We start from the raw sequence: 15,794 nt of genomic DNA on the forward strand, positions 1-15,794 counted from the left end.
TGCTCAGGTTTAGATAACTTTGAGTAGGTTTGAGCAAGTTTTTAGGAGCGGTATTAATCAGGGTATTCATCATTGACGTTGAGTGGTTTTTACTGCCGATTTCCTCCGGGCTGTATTAGAATAGCGACTCACCACCGATATCCAGGCATTTCACAGGCTCGTCCAGCGGGCTGATAACAGGCAATCGAGGTAATGAATGTTCACAAAGGACATGACCATCGCTGAATTTGATCCGGAGCTGAAGGCGGCTATTGATGCGGAAACCCTTCGCCAGGAAGAGCATATCGAGCTGATCGCTTCCGAGAACTATGCCAGTCCAAGAGTTATGGAAGCTCAGGGCAGTGCATTGACCAACAAATACGCTGAAGGCTATCCCGGCAAGCGTTACTATGGTGGCTGTGAGCACGTTGATGTGGTTGAGCAGCTGGCAATTGATCGTGCCAAAGCGCTGTTTGGCGCTGGCTATGCCAACGTTCAGCCGCACTCGGGTTCCCAGGCTAACTCCGCGGTATTCATGGCGCTGCTGAAGCCCGGTGATACGATTCTTGGTATGAGTCTGGCTCATGGTGGCCACCTTACCCACGGTGCCAGCGTCAGTTCCTCCGGCCGAATTTATAATGCAGTGCAGTACGGCATTACTCCTGATACGGGTGAATTGGATTACCAAGAAGCTGAGCGCCTTGCCCTGGAGCATAAACCCAAACTCATCATTGGCGGTTTTTCTGCCTACTCCAGGATTGTTGACTGGCAGCGTTTCCGTGATATTGCCGACAAGGTCGGTGCTTACTTCATGGTTGATATGGCTCATGTTGCCGGGCTGGTGGCTGCAGGCGTTTATCCTTCGCCAGTGGGCATTGCTGATGTGGTCACCACCACGACCCACAAGACCCTGGGTGGACCGCGCGGTGGTTTGATTCTGGCTGCTGAAGATGAAGAGCTGAACAAGAAACTGAATTTTGCCGTTTTTCCTGAATCCCAGGGCGGTCCTCTGTGTCATGTGATTGCCGCCAAGGCTGTCTGCTTCAAAGAAGCGATGTCCGATGAATTCAAGACTTACCAGGCTCAGGTGGTCGAGAATGCCCGGGCCATGACCCGGGTAATGATGGAGCGGGGTATCAATATCGTTTCCGGTGGGACCGATGACCACCTGTTCCTGATGGATCTGATCGGTAAGGAATACACCGGTAAAGATGCCGAGGCAGCCCTTGGCCGTGCCAATATCACGGTGAACAAGAACGCGGTTCCTAATGACCCTCGTTCACCTTTCGTGACCAGTGGCCTTCGTATTGGTACGCCGGCTATTACCCGTCGAGGCTTTAATGAAGAAGACTCTGCCGCTCTGGCTGGCTGGATCTGCGATATCCTGGACGCCCTGGGCGATGGTTCCGGTGATGCACAGGTGGAAGCAGCAGTGAAAGCCAAAGTGCTGGACATCTGTTCGCGTCTTCCGGTTTATAAGTAACAAAAACTCAAGGATTAACTGGCTCAATGCATTGTCCATTCTGTGGTGCTGCTGAAACAAAAGTGATCGACTCCCGTCTGGTTGCAGAAGGCAGTCAGGTGCGCAGGCGTCGCGAATGCCTGTCCTGCATTGAACGTTTCACCAGTTATGAAACAGCAGAACTGCTGATGCCAAGGCTGGTGAAACGGGATGGTACCCGTGAACCTTTTAATGAAGCCAAGCTGCGGGCGGGAATGACCCGCGCCCTGGAAAAAAGGCCCGTAGGCGTTGAACAGCTGGAAGAAGCGGTAAGCCGCATTATTCATCGCCTTCGGGCCATGGGGGAACGGGAAGTCAGTTCCCGGATTCTGGGTGAAGAGGTTATGCGGGAGCTAAAGCAACTGGATGAAGTGGCTTATATCCGTTTTGCTTCCGTCTATCGTCATTTCAAGGATCTGAATGAGTTTCGGGAAGAGATCGACCGACTGGAGACCGAGGATCGGGATTAAATGCCTCTGATTCTTTTATTGCTGGCGATTCTGGTCCTGGTTTTTGGGCCTCAGTTCTGGGTCAGGCACACATTCCGTAAATATGGCAAAGACCGTCCGGATCTTCAGGGAACCGGCGGTGAGCTGGCGCAGCATTTGATTGAGCGATTCCAATTGGAGGGTGTATCCGTTCGTGAAGGCCAGGAGGGTGAGGATTATTATGATCCGGAAAACCGGGTGGTTTCGCTCTCCTCATGGCACTATCAGGGGAAGACCATCGCTGCTGTCGCCGTTGCTACCCATGAAGTCAGCCATGCCTTGCAGCATCAGGAGCAGCACCCCGGGTTTATGCGCCGTCAGAAGCGGGTAAAGATGGCCATGATGATTGAGCGGTTCAGTGTCATGGCCCTGATGGTGACGCCTTTTATTTTTTTATTCACCCGGCTGCCCCAGAGTACCCTGATCACTTTGCTATTGGGCGCTTCCGGGATGATTGCCTCACTCTGGGTGCAATTGATGAACCTGCCCGTTGAGATGGATGCCAGTTTTAACAAGGCCCTGCCGATTCTGGAGGAAGGGTATCTTGCCAAAGACGATATACCGGGGGCCAGAAAAGTCCTGAAAGCCGCGGCAATGACCTATGTTGCTGCGGCACTGGCAAGCTTGCTGAATATCGGACGATGGATAGCTATTTTAAGGCGATAAGTAGTTGGGCAAATGGATGCCTTTGGAATTGAGTTAAATATGGTCAGTTTATCCCTGCTGGTTCTGTTTGTTCCCACGTTTTTCTTTGTCTCTGTTGCCAGAGAACAATTTGGTTAATCCGTTGAAGCAAGTTGTGGGCTTCTCCTCCCTCAGGATTCGAATGTCTTGTTTTAAATTAGCAATTTTTTTGGCGTAAAGGCGTTGACGGTTCCCAGCATCATTACACTGGTAATAATCATGTTCCCTTACTCGAAAGATGCCTCGTTGTTTTTGGCTTCTTTCCGCTTCTTTCCAATCTTTAAGGCACTCAAAGCAAATGTCATGGTCACAATAGCTGGCATCTGAGGGCATATTCTCATCTGCATGCAGGCCTGACCGTTGGATGTGATTACAGCCTTCTGATTTCTCAATCAGGTTATCGCATTTCGGGCATGGCCTGAATTTACTGTCATCCGCTTTGGCCATCTGGTAAACCTGCAGTTTTGCATTCAAATCAGAAAGCTGTTGTTCCGGTAGCCTGACATTTGCTTCATCACAACTCATATTGAAATGAGGCGTTTCTCCACAGCTCGCGCAAAACCTGCGAGTGCAAGGTACGTAACCAATATTGCGTCTGTAAATTTGTCCAGAGCAGCTGATTACAGCTTGTTCAGGCTCTCTCAGGTTGACAAAATATTGCTCCTGGCAGTCTCGACATGTAGCATTTTTTGTCACTACAGGATCAAGCAAGGGGGATAACGGATCCCGGGCAAAAATCCTGAGTTGTGATTGCAGGTGGAAATCTTGCAGCATCCGCAAACATTCCGGGGATGAGATCTGTGGAGCAAGCTTGTTGACGGGTATGGTGTGTTGTTTGGATGAATCGCAAGTTGGGCAAGCTATGCCAACCCCATTTATTTCATCTTTTGTTATGGGGTCTTCGATTCGATATTGAGCGTGCTGTGACAGGCAGTCAGAGTGAATCCACGTTGGTGTTTCACATCCGGGGATTAATGCTGCTTTTGGTGAATTTTGAAAATCAGTCAGGCAGACAGAACATTCTGCATCGGTCGGTGGTTGAGGTTCACTTACATCCGGCGTTTCTTGTTGTACAACAGGTTCCGGTCTTTGTGTAGCTGCAAAATTTAAAATGCGTGTTCCCTGCAGGTATGCGCCATAAGTTGTTCTCACTTCATAAACTATAGTTCTAGGCATGTTGTTACAAGATTCTAAAACGGACTGTATAGTACGATCCAGCCAAGAAGCCAATTCATCAGGATTCAAGCCTTCATCCGGTTGTACAATATTGTTTTGAATATTGTTTTGAATATTGTTTGAAGCGATGTTTACAGTGGAATTGGAAATCATACTTAACCATTTAAACCCTTGATCAGCTTTCTTTCCATTTATTGACTAAATTTTGATTTCAAAGTTCCATTTTCTTTATTTAATCTGTTTTAGAGTTCTTTTATTGATATAAATTATTCTTTGATTGATGCTGCCCCGCCAGGGCAGTGACAGATCTCTCTTATCCAGCTCAAAACGTCCATCAATCAACACATCAATGTATTGCACAACTTCCTGTTGAGCATGACTGAGTTCTTCCAGTGTGTAGCCAGTCCAGAGCCAGATATTTTTGTCTGGATATTCGGCTTTTACCCGCTTAACCAGCTTCAGTATGCCGGAAAGGTTGTCTGGAAACAGTGGATCTCCCCCGGACAGCGACAGCCCATCCCGCTGGATACGGGAATCTCCCAGGTCGGCAATAATCCGGTCTTCCATGGCCTGGTCATAAGGGATTCCCCTGCGGGAATCCCAGGTGGTGGCGTTATGGCAGCCTTTGCAGCGGTGTTCACAACCACTGACAAACAGGGTGCAGCGGGTGCCTTCGCCATTGACCACATCGATTGGATAGTACTGGAGATAGTTCATCAAAGGTGCTTCACCCGACGAACCACTTCCTCCTGCTTACCTTTGATAAAAGGTCGGCTGTTGGGTTGCCCCAGGTAACCACAAACACGACGGGTTACGGACATCCTGTCGGAGTCGCGGTTTTTGCACTGTGGGCATTCAAAACCACGGCTGGTGGCGTTGAACTCACCTTCATAATCACAGCTGTAGCAGGAGTCATTCGGTGTATTGGTGCCGTAGTATGGCACCTTGTCGTAGGTGTAGTCCCAAACGTTTTCCAGTGCCTTCAGGTTGTTGACCATGTTCGGGTACTCACCGTAGCAGATAAAGCCACCGCTGGCATGTTTTGGGTATACCTGTTCAAAGTCGACCTTGTCGTATGGGTTGACCTTCTTTTCCACATCCAAATGGAAAGAGTTGGTGTAGTAGCCTTTTTCAGTCACGCCTTCAACAACACCAAATTTCTTTTTGTCCAGGCGGCAGAAACGGTCACACAGGCTTTCGCTTGGGGTTGAGTAGAGGCTGAAGCCGTAGCCGGTTTCTTCTTTCCAGTTATTCACCGCCGCACGCAGGGTTTCCACTATCGCAACAGCTTTCCGGCGAAGCTCTTCACTGTCGTAAAGATCACCAGAAGTGCTTTTTCCACCATAAAGGGCATTGATCGTTTCATGGATACCGATGTAGCCAAGTGAGATGGATGCACGACCATTTTTGAAAATTTCGCTGATCTTGTCATCTGGCTTCAGGCGAACACCGCAGGCACCTTCTACATAGAGAATGGGCGCTACCCGTGCAGGTACACTGTCCAGACGCTGGATACGGGTCATCAGGGCTTCTTTCGCCAGCTGCAGACGCTGTTCCAGCAGTTGGTAGAAGGTCTCTTCACTGCCTTTGCTTTCAATCGCCATGCGGGGCAGGTTGAGTGAGACGACCCCCAGGTTATTACGGCCATCGTGAATTATCTTGCCGTCTTCTTCATAAACACCCAGGAATGAACGACAGCCCATAGGTGTTTTAAAGCTGCCAGTCACTTCAACCAGCTTGTCATAGTTGAGAATGTCCGGGTACATCCGCTTGCTGGCACACTTCAGTGCCAGCTGCTTGATGTCGTAGTTCGGATCTTCAGGGTTGAAGTTCACCCCTTTCCTGATGGCAAATACCAGCTTTGGAAAGACCGGTGTCTTGCAGTTTTTACCCAGACCACGAATCCGGTTTTTCAGAATGGACTTTTGCACCAGGCGCTCTTCCCAGCTGGTTCCCAGGCCAAAGCCAAAGGTGACAAACGGCGTCTGACCATTGGCGGTGTGCAGGGTATTTACCTCATACTCCAGTGCCTGGTAGGCGTCATAGCAATCCTTTTCGGTCATTTCCATGGCGTATTCACGGGCTTTTTCTTCATTACCAATCCAGCGCATACCCTGCTGCAGATGCTTGTCAAAGGTTTTGCGCACGTAAGGTGCGTGAATACGGTCAATCTCATTGATGCTGGTGCCACCATAGATATGGCTGGAAACCTGGGCAATGATCTGGGCTGTGATAGCCGCTGCGGTAGTGATAGACCTGGGCGTTTCAATTTCTGCATTACCCATGCGGAAACCGTTGGTCATCATCCCTTCAATATCGATCAACATGCAGTTGAACATCGGGAAGAAGGGGGCGTAGTCCAGGTCGTGGTAATGGATTTCACCACGGTCATGGGCAGCGGTAATGTGCTTTGGCAGAATATGCTGCCTGGCGTAGTGCCTGGCGACAACACCGGCCAGAAGATCCCGTTGGGTGGGGATGATTTTGCTGTCCTTGTTGGCGTTCTCGTTGAGCAGCTCTTCATTATCCTGGTTGATAATGCTCAGAATCTCCCTGCTCAGGGCATTACGCGACTCACGTTCAATATCCCGGGTCTGACGATACTCAATGTATTTGCGGGCAGCGTTATGGTGTTCGCTGCTCATCATCAGATGCTCTACCTGATCCTGAATGTCATAGATATCCACCAGTTCCAGACCATCCACGGTGTTGGCTACTTTTTTAGCAACGTACTCAGCAAAGTCATGGTCTTTGATCTGAGCATCATTGAGGGCGCTGGCAACGGCTTTTACGATGCGCGGCGCATCAAAAGGCTGGCGTGAACCATCGCGTTTGATGATCTCAGTCATGGCGAGTCTCCGGACAAATAGAGTAATGAGATATTGCGCCTTTGTGGGTGGAATATCTACAAGTAGTGGTGTGTGTGCGTGAATGGCACTATATGTGGTGTTTGTGATGGTTATAATCTACTAAAGTGATTGATTCTGCAATATTGACAAAACGTAAATCTGCACGGGGAATCACGGTTTTCATCAGGAAGTCACGATTCTATTGTCCTGCGAACACAGCCGGATTAGTCGGTTACATATATTATGCCAGACAAGGATCTTACGGATAGCTCGGTTCGACGTCCAAGAGCTTCGTTATGGTTGGCAACAGTCACTTCAGAATTAGGACCCATTGTTTCAACTTTTACCCGTGCACTATCAACTGCGATACGGATATTTCCCATGTTCGCAAGGATTGATCCCCCGTGTTTGATCCGATAGCCATTATCAGTGGTGACATGCCCCATAAAGTTAACGATTTTAAGAGGCTGAGCAAATGCCTGTGGTAATTTGACAGTAACATCACTAAAAAAGCCGCGAGGGGCAATCTTAAGGTAGCCGTTACCCAGAATCTCCGGGTCAGTGGATGCCGTAACTGACACGGTATTCTGGAGCTGTGGAAGTTGTTCAGTAAGCACAATCTCGCCATGCCTGGTAAAAATATCAAGACCCATAATCTGATCAAGCGGATACTCCCGGATTCGATAAGGAGGACGAGGCTCAAGAAGGCTGGTCGATATCTGATATATCTGATGAAGGGTTTCACTGATTGAGTCAAAGGGATCCGGAGTATTGATGTTATTTGACAATGAGCGTGTACCTGCTGATGGGATTAATGAAGCTTGCGGAGCACCACGTCCAAAAATTGGAATTATAGTTCCAATTTCCATCGCAGAGCTCAAGTCTACCCTGGAACTCACTGGACGGGAGGGCTCAGGTATTGCTGTGCCACTGGCGGGCTGATCTTCCAGTGCTGCCAATGCAGCCTGTTGCGCCTCGCTTTTGCTGGTATCGGTGCCGGTTGCCTGGATATCAGTAAATTGTTCCAACAGGCGTTCTATCTGGTTGTTCGCTATTCTACCCATCGGTTTCAGATCGCCACTCGGGGTGTTGGTAAACGGTTTTCTGTCATTTGGGCACACTTTCGGGATTGTCAGCTGGTTGTAGCATGAGGCACACAGGACTGTCTCACAGCACCTGGTTTGCAGAGGCTTGCTGTGTACATCTTCGCAGACAATACACTGATAAAAGGACAGGCTCGTTAGAGCACCAGCCCGGATAGCTCTGAGGGTTTCGGTTCCGGCCAGGGATGTAAGTACTTTTTGTTGGCCAGTGGAGGAAATAAAATCAATCACAGATGTTTGTTGTTGTGAAATTTGCGAAACATTCATGATGAATCTCCTGATTGCAGGCGTCAGCGATTAATCCTGACAATTAATTAGCTACGGGTTGTTCAACTTTTAAACGGATCTGAAAGTTTAATTTAAAGAAATATTCTGATGTTGCATTTTGGGCAAGACAAAATAATTTAGGACGAATTAAGTGGTTAAGCAAATGTAAGCGAATATTTTTGATGGCTTAATCAGCAATTAAGCCTAAAATCCTGTGTAGCAGGGGATACAGGAACAAGGTGTCATAGTAACTGATTAATCGGTTAGTGATTTATACGAAAGCAAATTGTTAACTACTAATAAGATTTGAAACAGAGATGGTGCATTCGCACTTCATTTTTCCAATGGAAATCAAAACAGATAAACAATAAAAGGTTTAACAAAATGAATACTAACTATCTTACCGATTGTAGTTTAACTCAGGGAAGTCGTTTTCCTGATACTGGTAGCAACAGTTCCGAGACTGCCTTAACTGTCAGGCATATGAATAGGGGAATTGGACATGTGAAGTTTCCTCGCGCCATGTTGTCCATGCTAAAAGAGAAAACCTTATCGCCGGATCAGCAAAACGATTTTACCGCACGCCTTAAAGCGCATGAGCAAGAATGCAGTCAATGCGCTAAAAATGCTTTGAAAAGGTTGTCAGCCGAGTAGAATCCCTGCATAGACTGCCAGAATTCAGGAAATTCTTTTTCTCTGGATGGGAGAAGGCTGGCAAAAGCCAGCCTCTGAATGGCTATTTCACATTGCAACTCCAAACCTTTTGGGTATATAGCCAATACATCTTATGGCAGGCTCAAAGGGAGGTGGCCTCTGAGCTTTTATTAATATTGAAAAAAACTATTGATAAACAGAGATGGCGGCTTTTACCGCTTCGCCTGGTGTGAACCTGTGGCCTTGTCTCAGCAGCGCAGACTCCAGTGCCGAGAGACAGTTCAATACATTGGTTTGATTAGCGGCATACCCCATCAGGCCGATCCGCCACACTTTGCCGGCAAATGCGCCGAGACCCGCACCAATCTCCAGGTTATATTCCGCCAATAACTGCTGTCGAACCGCAAGGTCATCAACACCTTCCGGTATGACCACGGCATTCAGTTGGGCAAGTCGCTCCTCTTCAGGAACCAGCATTTCCAGCCCCATGGCAGCCAGTCCGGCAACCAGCGCCTGATGATGCAGCTGGTGCCGCTGCCAGCTGTTATCCAGTCCCTCTTCCTGTAGCAGGCAGAGAGCTTCGTGCAAGGCGTATAATTGGTTGACGGGTGCCGTATGATGATAGGTTCTTTTGCCATTGCCACGCCCATCTTGAAACCAATAGCCCATGACCAGGTTCATATCGAGAAACCAGCTGCGTACCGGGGTTTTTCTGGCCTGAATTTTCTCGACAGCGGCTTCGCTGAAGCTGATCGGTGACAAACCGGGAACACAGGACAGGCATTTCTGGGAACCGGAATAAACGGCATCGACTCCCCACCCATCAATTTCCAGCTCTGAGCCGGCCAGCGAGGTTACAGTATCGACAATGGTCAGGCAGTTATGCTTTCTGGCCAGCTGACACAGTGTTTTTGCATCAGAACGTGCACCGGTAGAGGTCTCGGCATGAACAAAAGCCAGAGCTTTGGCATCCGGGTGTGCGTTCAGTGTTTCTTCCACGGCTTTCGGGTCGACAGCACGCCCCCAGTGGGAATCGACGGTAATTGCGGTACCACCCATGCGAATAACGTTTTCTTTCATCCGGCCGCCAAAGACACCGTTTATGCATACGATAACCTTGTCGCCTTCTTCGATCAGGTTGGCAAAACAGGCTTCCATCCCCGCCGAACCCGGAGCGGAAATGGGCAGTGTCAGCCGGTTGCTGGTCTTGAAGGCGTATTGGATCAGTGACTTTAATTCATCCATCATCCGAATGAACTCAGGGTCAAGATGTCCAATGGTGGGTCGCGCCAGGGCTTCGGTAATTCTGGGGTGAACATCTGAGGGGCCCGGGCCCATGAGGGTTCGTTTCGGGGGGTGAAAAGAGGTGATAGTCATAACTGCCTGTTATTCTCCACTTATGGGCACTGCTGCTGTCGGGCAGAGCAAGTGCCAGCCTATTATTCTAGCAATGTTTCTATTCAGCTCGCTTCAATACTACTTCGGGCAGCGGATACTCATCAACAACGACCTTACCAGAGGAAGGCATGATTTCAGCTTTGCCTTTCACAACGGTTTTACCATTCTGGTTGATCACATTGGTTGAGACGGTTGCACGTTTTCGTTGTTCGTTGATTTCCAGAATTTCCAGCTCAACCGTTACCGTATCGCCGACTTTTACCGGGCGCAGGAATTTTAGCTCCTGACCCAGGTAGATACCACCGGGTCCCGGCAGTTTTGTCGCCAGGGCACAGGAAATCAGCGAGGCAGTCCACATGCCGTGGGCAATACGACCTTCGAACTGGGTCGTTGCGGCAAACGCCTCATCCAGATGAACGGGATTAGTGTCGCCGGATACTTTGGCAAACAGCAGGAGGTCTTCGTCGGTCAGTGTGCGGGTCAGGCTGGCCCTGGTGCCAATGGTTAACGCTTCGAATGGGATGTTTTCCAGCTTGCGCATAAGTTAAGGCTCTGTTGCTTTGTTAATGTATGGGTAACTGTTTGAGCAGTATATTTTCTTGGCAATGATTATCGCACTTATTGTGGGGTACTGGACGACTGCCGTCATGGTTTTATATTGACCACTGTTTGCGCCTTGATGGCAAGGTTATCACTGTGGCTGAAGTTACTGAATCAGAAGTTGGCGCAGTTATCCTTCAGAAGTGGGGGGAGGCTTTGAGCCAGGCCTCACCTCCAGTTCCAATAGTTCAGTTAGAGAGATCATCCCTCTGCTTTTCGGGCCGGTTATTATGGATGGCTGATTGCCAATATCGTAGTAGCCTGATGTTGTTTTTGTTGTCATTCCGTGCAGCTTCTTTTTGATAAGCCCGGGTGCCTTGTCTGAAATAGCAAGAGAGTCGATCTTTAACGATTTATTACCTGATGGCAGGTTTCTGAATCGAGTGTGTTTTGACTGCAGTGCCCTGACTGCCGCTTTCTCAATTTGCTTCTGAAATAGCGATAATTTTTTGTCACTCACCCCAAGTGCAGTGAGCGTGTTTAAGTCTATATCCCCACCAGTAATATCCAAATGAATCATTATGCCTAGCTGATTATCACCTGTTCTATTTGCGGTGACTTTGTTCTTTACTGCATCAGGCAGTTGTTGCATAAATTCGGCTAATTTAGAGAAAGGAATTTGTACCGTAATATCCAGCGAGCCACTCATATCTTCATCCAGCGTCATTTGACCAGTCCATAGATGAAATGGGTCAGCGTCATTGTCATTGAACTCAAGATTTTCAAAAAAGATGGTTGGCTTCGAAGTCTGATCTCCTATCAGATTACTGTGCAGACCTGCATTCAGATCAATCAGTGAAAGGTTAGTTTCTTCAGGAATGTATTCGGACATGCCAGGTGCAAGGCTTTTCAGGTTTCTGACCTTGATATTCGTGATCTGTGACTTTAGCCGGGCACCGGTATCTTCCTGATTCCAGAATGTCGACATTGCCGGGGAGTAAGCCTGATCCTTATCAACAATGGCTTCTGGCAGATGATTTTTTAATCCTGAGCAGTAGCGATTGATTGACGCAGCGATTAATGACAGGAGGTTACTCTCACCAACAAGCTCTGGCTGGTTGATTTCTATAGAAAGCGTTACCGGTGCTTCCCGGGGGGCTTGTGCTGCAACGGACGGCCAATATTCAACGTCAAAAGTGAGTTTGTCGGCACTGATTGTCAGGCTTTCTATCCCGTTACCTTGCCTGTCAGTCCCCTGAGGTCTGACAATACCGGGCTGTATACCTTCGAGATGTATATTTCCGATCTTTATAATGGGTTCAATATTGTCAGAGTTGTTGTTATCTGGAGTCTGAGGTGATGAAGCAGCAGAGGTATTACTCTTGTGACTGCGGCCCCATATCATTCCTCCCTGGCTATCGTTATTTGCGGAAAGTTCCAGCTTTCCCCTGGTGATATGGATGTCCTGCTGTTTGCCCATGTGGAGTCTGGCAAGGGACATGCCGAGTGCCCGCAACTCTGATTTTGGGACTCCAACCGTTTTAATTCCAGCTTTGGCCAGGGCCCAGCCGAGCAGATCGACTTTGCTGTCAGCTATGGCCAAGCCTTGTGAATCTGCCAGCTCTCCCGCTGCAGCAAGTCCGGCCTGGGCCAGAGAGGCGGCAAACCCTATGGTTCCAATACCAAACTTTGAAGCTTCAGATACTCCCTGACCCACGGAGGACCAGCCTTCACTGAGCGTCTGATACGTTGTGTTGACAAGATCGTAAGAAAATAAAGCGACTGCCCTGGCAACCTCTCTGGCTGGAGCTGTTAGCCAGCCAAGGTAGGAGGTTGGCTCTGTTGGTACAGCTGAGCGCTGATGAAGGGCTTTTTTGGGAACCTGATTGACAGGTATATCCCTCAAACCCTGAGTTTGAGAAATAGTCTGGTGGCTGTTTGAAGTCTCAGGGGGGCTCAGAGTTGAAATAAATTGGCTCTGTGCCGGTCCGCCAACACCTGAAGGTCTGTCCATATTCCAGAAATCGGCGGCTTATCGGTATTATTAACTGGTCGATTTCCCCATTGAAATGACATTCCTGGCTGGACTTCTACAACAGAAGAACTTGAGTTTTTGCAACAGCCAGGCTCATCTTTTTGATTTCATGGCAACATTCCGCTTTGAAGCGTGCTTTCACCCGTTTGCATTCCGGACTATCCGGGAAATCCTTAACCACCTCATCCGGTGTGCCCAGCAGGCATTCAACGACAGGCCCCCTAAGGCAACAGTTATTGTTTTAACTGTGCTTTTCAAGCCAGGTGCACAGTTGATCAATCACTTCCTGATGGTTGGTTTCATGAAATAATTCGTGTCTTGCATCGGGGTATAGTGTCAATGTTGTATTGCTGTGGCCAGAACTGATCCATGCTTTTTGCAGGTCTTTTAAGCCATTCGGTGCGCTGACAGGGTCTCGGTCTCCCCCGATGATCAGTATTGGCAGCTGGTGGTTAATCTTCTTTAACCGTTTTTTTGAACTGATTTCCTGCAGCCCCCCAAACAGGTCATGCCAGAGCTGGTTGCTGCAGCGAAAACCACAAAGAGGATCTCTGACATATCGCATAACCGATTCAGGGTTGCGGCTTAACCAGTCAAACTCCGTCGTATTGGGTTTAAAGCGGTTGTTGTATCCGGCAAACGTCAGTTGGTGGATGACAGGGCTATGCCCCATCATTCCCTGGCGCAGGGTTTCGATTTTGGCGACCAGCCTGGCCAGCATCAGCAATGGCTTTGCCACAAAGTTTGACCCTGAGAGAATGGCACCAGATATATCAGGGTTATGCCTGACCAGATAGCTTTGCAGTATATAACTTCCCATGCTGTGACCCAGCAGAAAGCAGGGTAAAGCCGGGTGCTGAGCAAGAGTGTGGTCAACAACCCGCTTCAGGTCCTGAACCACATTATTCCACCCATCATGATCACCAAAGTGTCCCTGGCTGGATGTTTCATCTTTTTTGGTGGTTGCTCCATGCCCGCGGTGATCATGGGCATAGACATGAAACCCTCTCATGGTTAACTGCTCCGCCAGCTCTTGATAGCGGGCACCGTGCTCAGCCATACCATGACTGATATGTATCACAGCCTTTGGATTTTTTTCAGCCTGCCATTGGTAAACCGGAATACGATGGTGGCCTGATTGGCTGCTGATAGTTACCAATGATGGTGGAGACTCTGGGTGTGTCATACAACGTCCTTTAATAGGTTATAGAAGTATTTACCGCAGGTCGTCTATCAGGAGCAGAAAAAAACTGATAATCTCGAAAAATTTTCCAATGCGATAGTTTGCAAGACAGGTTGAACAGTTTGCGAGCCAGTTTTTATTCTATACAGCTTCATCATGGATGTGGGAGGCTTGCTCCATGACCACCGGTTTCTGGAAAGACAAATACCCGGAAGGCACTCCTGCAACGATTGATGTTGGTCAGTATCGCTCAATTATTGATGTACTGGAGTACAGCACCCGCAAGTTTTCCAGCAAGCCGGCATTCAGCAACATGGGGCATGAGCTGAGCTATTCCCGTCTTTATGAGCTCAGTGGTCATTTCTGTAGTTATCTGCAGAATCACACCGATTTGCGCCCTGGTGATCGTATAGCCATCATGCTGCCTAATGTAATGCAGGTTCCTGTGGTCGTTTTTGGCGCACTGCGTGCCGGGTTAATTGTGGTGAACACCAATCCGCTCTATACCGAGCGTGAGATGGAGCACCAGTTCCGTGATTCCGGCGCCAAGGCGCTGGTTGTGCTGGCCAACATGGCTCATATGGCTGAGAAGGTTATTCCCAAAACGGCCATAAAGCATGTTGTGGTGACGCAGGTCGGAGATATGTTGCCCACCTTCAGGCGGACACTGGTGAATCTGGTGGTCAAATACGTCAGGAAAATGGTGTCGGATTATTCGCTACCTTCAGCGGTGTCGTTTACCACCGTTCTCAGCCGGGGAGCCTTGCACCATTGTAAGGATGTTCGCAGGGAAAATGATGATGTAGCCATCTTGCAGTATACCGGTGGAACAACAAGTGTCGCTAAAGGTGCCATGCTGACTCACCGTAATATTCTCAGCAATATGTTCCAGGTCAAGGCGCTTGTTGGGGGTAATTTGCGAGAAGGTGAGGAGTTGATTATTGCGCCACTGCCGCTTTATCATATTTTTGCTTTTACCGTGCATTGCATGGTGGCTATCTTGCTGGGTGAGCATAACATGCTCATTACCAACCCGCGGGATATGAAATCCTTTATCAAGGATTTGACCGGTAAGCCCTTCAGTATGTTTATTGGTCTGAATACTCTGTTTGTCGGGCTAATGAACCAGGAAGCCTTCCGTCGTCTTGATTTCTCCTATTTGAAAAACACCATTTCCGGCGGTATGGCACTGCAACTGGATACTGCGGAGCGATGGGAGAACCTGACCGGCAGTCGTATCTGTGAAGGCTATGGTATGACGGAAACTTCGCCGGTGGTGACCATTAACCCGCTGGGTAAAATCAAACTGGGTACCATTGGTTTGCCAGTGCCATCCTGTGAATTGAAGGTAGTTAATAGTGATGATCAGGATCTGCCCATTGGAGAAGTGGGTGAACTCTGCATAAAAGGCCCTCAGGTGATGAAGGGGTACTGGCAGAGTGAGCAGGCCACTGAAGAAGCGATGCTGGATGGCTGGCTGAGAACCGGCGACATTGCCCGAATAGACGAGGAAGGTTATGTCACCATTGTGGATCGCAAAAAGGACATGATCTGTATTTCCGGTTTCAATGTTTACCCGAATGAACTGGAGGAGCTGCTCTCAGCCCACCCTGATGTTAGTCAGTGTGCCGTGATCGGTGTTCCCGATAAACGCTCGGGAGAGGCGATCAAGGTGTTTGTGGTGTCCAGTAATCCGGGGCTGACCAAAGAAGAAGTGATTCACTTTTTCCGGCAGAACCTGACTGGCTATAAAGTACCAAAAATGGTTGAGTTCAGAGATGAGCTGCCCACGACCAATGTGGGTAAGATCCTCCGTCGTCATTTGCGTGATGAAGAGCTGGCAGCCCGCAGCCGCCGGTAGTGGCAAGTTCTGCTTGGTCCCGGAATAACTTCCTCTTTTTTGCCACGGAGTCACAGAGGAAAAGATTTTTTCTTTT

General features: G+C 48.8%; 13 protein-coding genes. 5 read left to right on the top strand and 8 right to left on the bottom strand.

The features are described from left to right. The first annotated feature begins 196 nt into the window (after window positions 1-196). From glyA to KDK15_RS08895, 3 genes are read left to right on the top strand one after another with little or no spacing between them, the layout of a single operon-like run. Window positions 197-1,462 carry a serine hydroxymethyltransferase gene (gene glyA, locus KDK15_RS08885; protein ID WP_257294998.1) on the top strand — a complete coding sequence of 422 codons (1,266 nt, stop codon included), beginning with the start codon at window positions 197-199 and terminating at the stop codon, window positions 1,460-1,462. 26 nt (window positions 1,463-1,488) lie between these two features. After that, window positions 1,489-1,950: a transcriptional regulator NrdR gene (nrdR, locus tag KDK15_RS08890; RefSeq protein ID WP_257294999.1), complete on the top strand. Its 462-nt coding sequence runs from the start codon at window positions 1,489-1,491 to the stop codon at window positions 1,948-1,950. Then, the gene (locus tag KDK15_RS08895) at window positions 1,951-2,634 is read left to right on the top strand and encodes a zinc metallopeptidase (RefSeq protein ID WP_257295000.1); all 684 of its coding nucleotides are present in this window, start codon (window positions 1,951-1,953) and stop codon (window positions 2,632-2,634) included. A 48-nt stretch (window positions 2,635-2,682) separates the two neighbouring features. Here KDK15_RS08895 and KDK15_RS08900 read toward each other — a convergent pair whose 3' ends face one another. From KDK15_RS08900 to KDK15_RS08915, 4 genes are all read right to left on the bottom strand, one after another. Continuing rightward, the gene (locus tag KDK15_RS08900; protein WP_257295001.1) at window positions 2,683-3,828 is read right to left on the bottom strand and encodes an IBR domain-containing protein; all 1,146 of its coding nucleotides are present in this window, start codon (window positions 3,826-3,828) and stop codon (window positions 2,683-2,685) included. A gap of 228 nt (window positions 3,829-4,056) precedes the next feature. Continuing rightward, the gene (gene nrdG, locus KDK15_RS08905) at window positions 4,057-4,545 is read right to left on the bottom strand and encodes an anaerobic ribonucleoside-triphosphate reductase-activating protein (protein WP_257295002.1); all 489 of its coding nucleotides are present in this window, start codon (window positions 4,543-4,545) and stop codon (window positions 4,057-4,059) included. Further along, window positions 4,545-6,677 (bottom strand): anaerobic ribonucleoside-triphosphate reductase, encoded by a 2,133-nt coding sequence (gene nrdD / locus KDK15_RS08910; protein ID WP_257295003.1) that lies wholly within the window; start codon window positions 6,675-6,677, stop codon window positions 4,545-4,547. The genes nrdG and nrdD overlap by 1 nt, the downstream gene beginning before the upstream one ends. A gap of 224 nt (window positions 6,678-6,901) precedes the next feature. Next, entirely contained in the window at window positions 6,902-8,047 is a 1,146-nt protein-coding gene (locus KDK15_RS08915; RefSeq protein WP_257295004.1) for a hypothetical protein, read from the bottom strand. A gap of 384 nt (window positions 8,048-8,431) precedes the next feature. Between KDK15_RS08915 and KDK15_RS08920 the strand changes: the two genes are divergently transcribed. Further along, window positions 8,432-8,701: a hypothetical protein gene (locus KDK15_RS08920; RefSeq protein ID WP_257295005.1), complete on the top strand. Its 270-nt coding sequence runs from the start codon at window positions 8,432-8,434 to the stop codon at window positions 8,699-8,701. 186 nt (window positions 8,702-8,887) lie between these two features. Here KDK15_RS08920 and KDK15_RS08925 read toward each other — a convergent pair whose 3' ends face one another. The 4 genes from KDK15_RS08925 to KDK15_RS08940 all read right to left on the bottom strand — a co-directional run bounded on the left by KDK15_RS08925 (window position 8,888) and on the right by KDK15_RS08940 (window position 13,860). Next, the gene (locus KDK15_RS08925; RefSeq protein WP_257295006.1) at window positions 8,888-10,078 is read right to left on the bottom strand and encodes an alanine--glyoxylate aminotransferase family protein; all 1,191 of its coding nucleotides are present in this window, start codon (window positions 10,076-10,078) and stop codon (window positions 8,888-8,890) included. 79 nt (window positions 10,079-10,157) lie between these two features. Next, complete coding sequence (locus tag KDK15_RS08930) at window positions 10,158-10,640, bottom strand: MaoC family dehydratase (protein ID WP_101746558.1); 483 nt, start codon at window positions 10,638-10,640, stop codon at window positions 10,158-10,160. Window positions 10,641-10,829: 189 nt separating this feature from the next. Further along, on the bottom strand, window positions 10,830-12,653 hold the full coding sequence (locus KDK15_RS08935) for a hypothetical protein (RefSeq protein ID WP_257295007.1): 1,824 nt from the start codon (window positions 12,651-12,653) through the stop codon (window positions 10,830-10,832). 262 nt (window positions 12,654-12,915) lie between these two features. Beyond that, on the bottom strand, window positions 12,916-13,860 hold the full coding sequence (locus KDK15_RS08940) for an alpha/beta hydrolase (RefSeq protein ID WP_257295008.1): 945 nt from the start codon (window positions 13,858-13,860) through the stop codon (window positions 12,916-12,918). 175 nt (window positions 13,861-14,035) lie between these two features. Between KDK15_RS08940 and KDK15_RS08945 the strand changes: the two genes are divergently transcribed. After that, complete coding sequence (locus KDK15_RS08945; RefSeq protein ID WP_257295009.1) at window positions 14,036-15,718, top strand: AMP-binding protein; 1,683 nt, start codon at window positions 14,036-14,038, stop codon at window positions 15,716-15,718. Window positions 15,719-15,794: the final 76 nt, after the last annotated feature.

The organism is Endozoicomonas sp. YOMI1 (genome assembly GCF_024606345.1).
Taxonomy (GTDB): domain Bacteria; phylum Pseudomonadota; class Gammaproteobacteria; order Pseudomonadales; family Endozoicomonadaceae; genus Endozoicomonas.

Coding starts and splice junctions, on each gene's coding strand:
- glyA (WP_257294998.1), top strand. CDS start 197: ATGTTCACAAAGGACATGACCATCGCTGAATTTGATCCGGAGCTGAAG.
- nrdR (WP_257294999.1), top strand. CDS start 1,489: ATGCATTGTCCATTCTGTGGTGCTGCTGAAACAAAAGTGATCGACTCC.
- KDK15_RS08895 (WP_257295000.1), top strand. CDS start 1,951: ATGCCTCTGATTCTTTTATTGCTGGCGATTCTGGTCCTGGTTTTTGGG.
- KDK15_RS08900 (WP_257295001.1), bottom strand. CDS start 3,828: ATGCCTAGAACTATAGTTTATGAAGTGAGAACAACTTATGGCGCATAC.
- nrdG (WP_257295002.1), bottom strand. CDS start 4,545: ATGAACTATCTCCAGTACTATCCAATCGATGTGGTCAATGGCGAAGGC.
- nrdD (WP_257295003.1), bottom strand. CDS start 6,677: ATGACTGAGATCATCAAACGCGATGGTTCACGCCAGCCTTTTGATGCG.
- KDK15_RS08915 (WP_257295004.1), bottom strand. CDS start 8,047: ATGAATGTTTCGCAAATTTCACAACAACAAACATCTGTGATTGATTTT.
- KDK15_RS08920 (WP_257295005.1), top strand. CDS start 8,432: ATGAATACTAACTATCTTACCGATTGTAGTTTAACTCAGGGAAGTCGT.
- KDK15_RS08925 (WP_257295006.1), bottom strand. CDS start 10,078: ATGACTATCACCTCTTTTCACCCCCCGAAACGAACCCTCATGGGCCCG.
- KDK15_RS08930 (WP_101746558.1), bottom strand. CDS start 10,640: ATGCGCAAGCTGGAAAACATCCCATTCGAAGCGTTAACCATTGGCACC.
- KDK15_RS08935 (WP_257295007.1), bottom strand. CDS start 12,653: ATGGACAGACCTTCAGGTGTTGGCGGACCGGCACAGAGCCAATTTATT.
- KDK15_RS08940 (WP_257295008.1), bottom strand. CDS start 13,860: ATGACACACCCAGAGTCTCCACCATCATTGGTAACTATCAGCAGCCAA.
- KDK15_RS08945 (WP_257295009.1), top strand. CDS start 14,036: ATGACCACCGGTTTCTGGAAAGACAAATACCCGGAAGGCACTCCTGCA.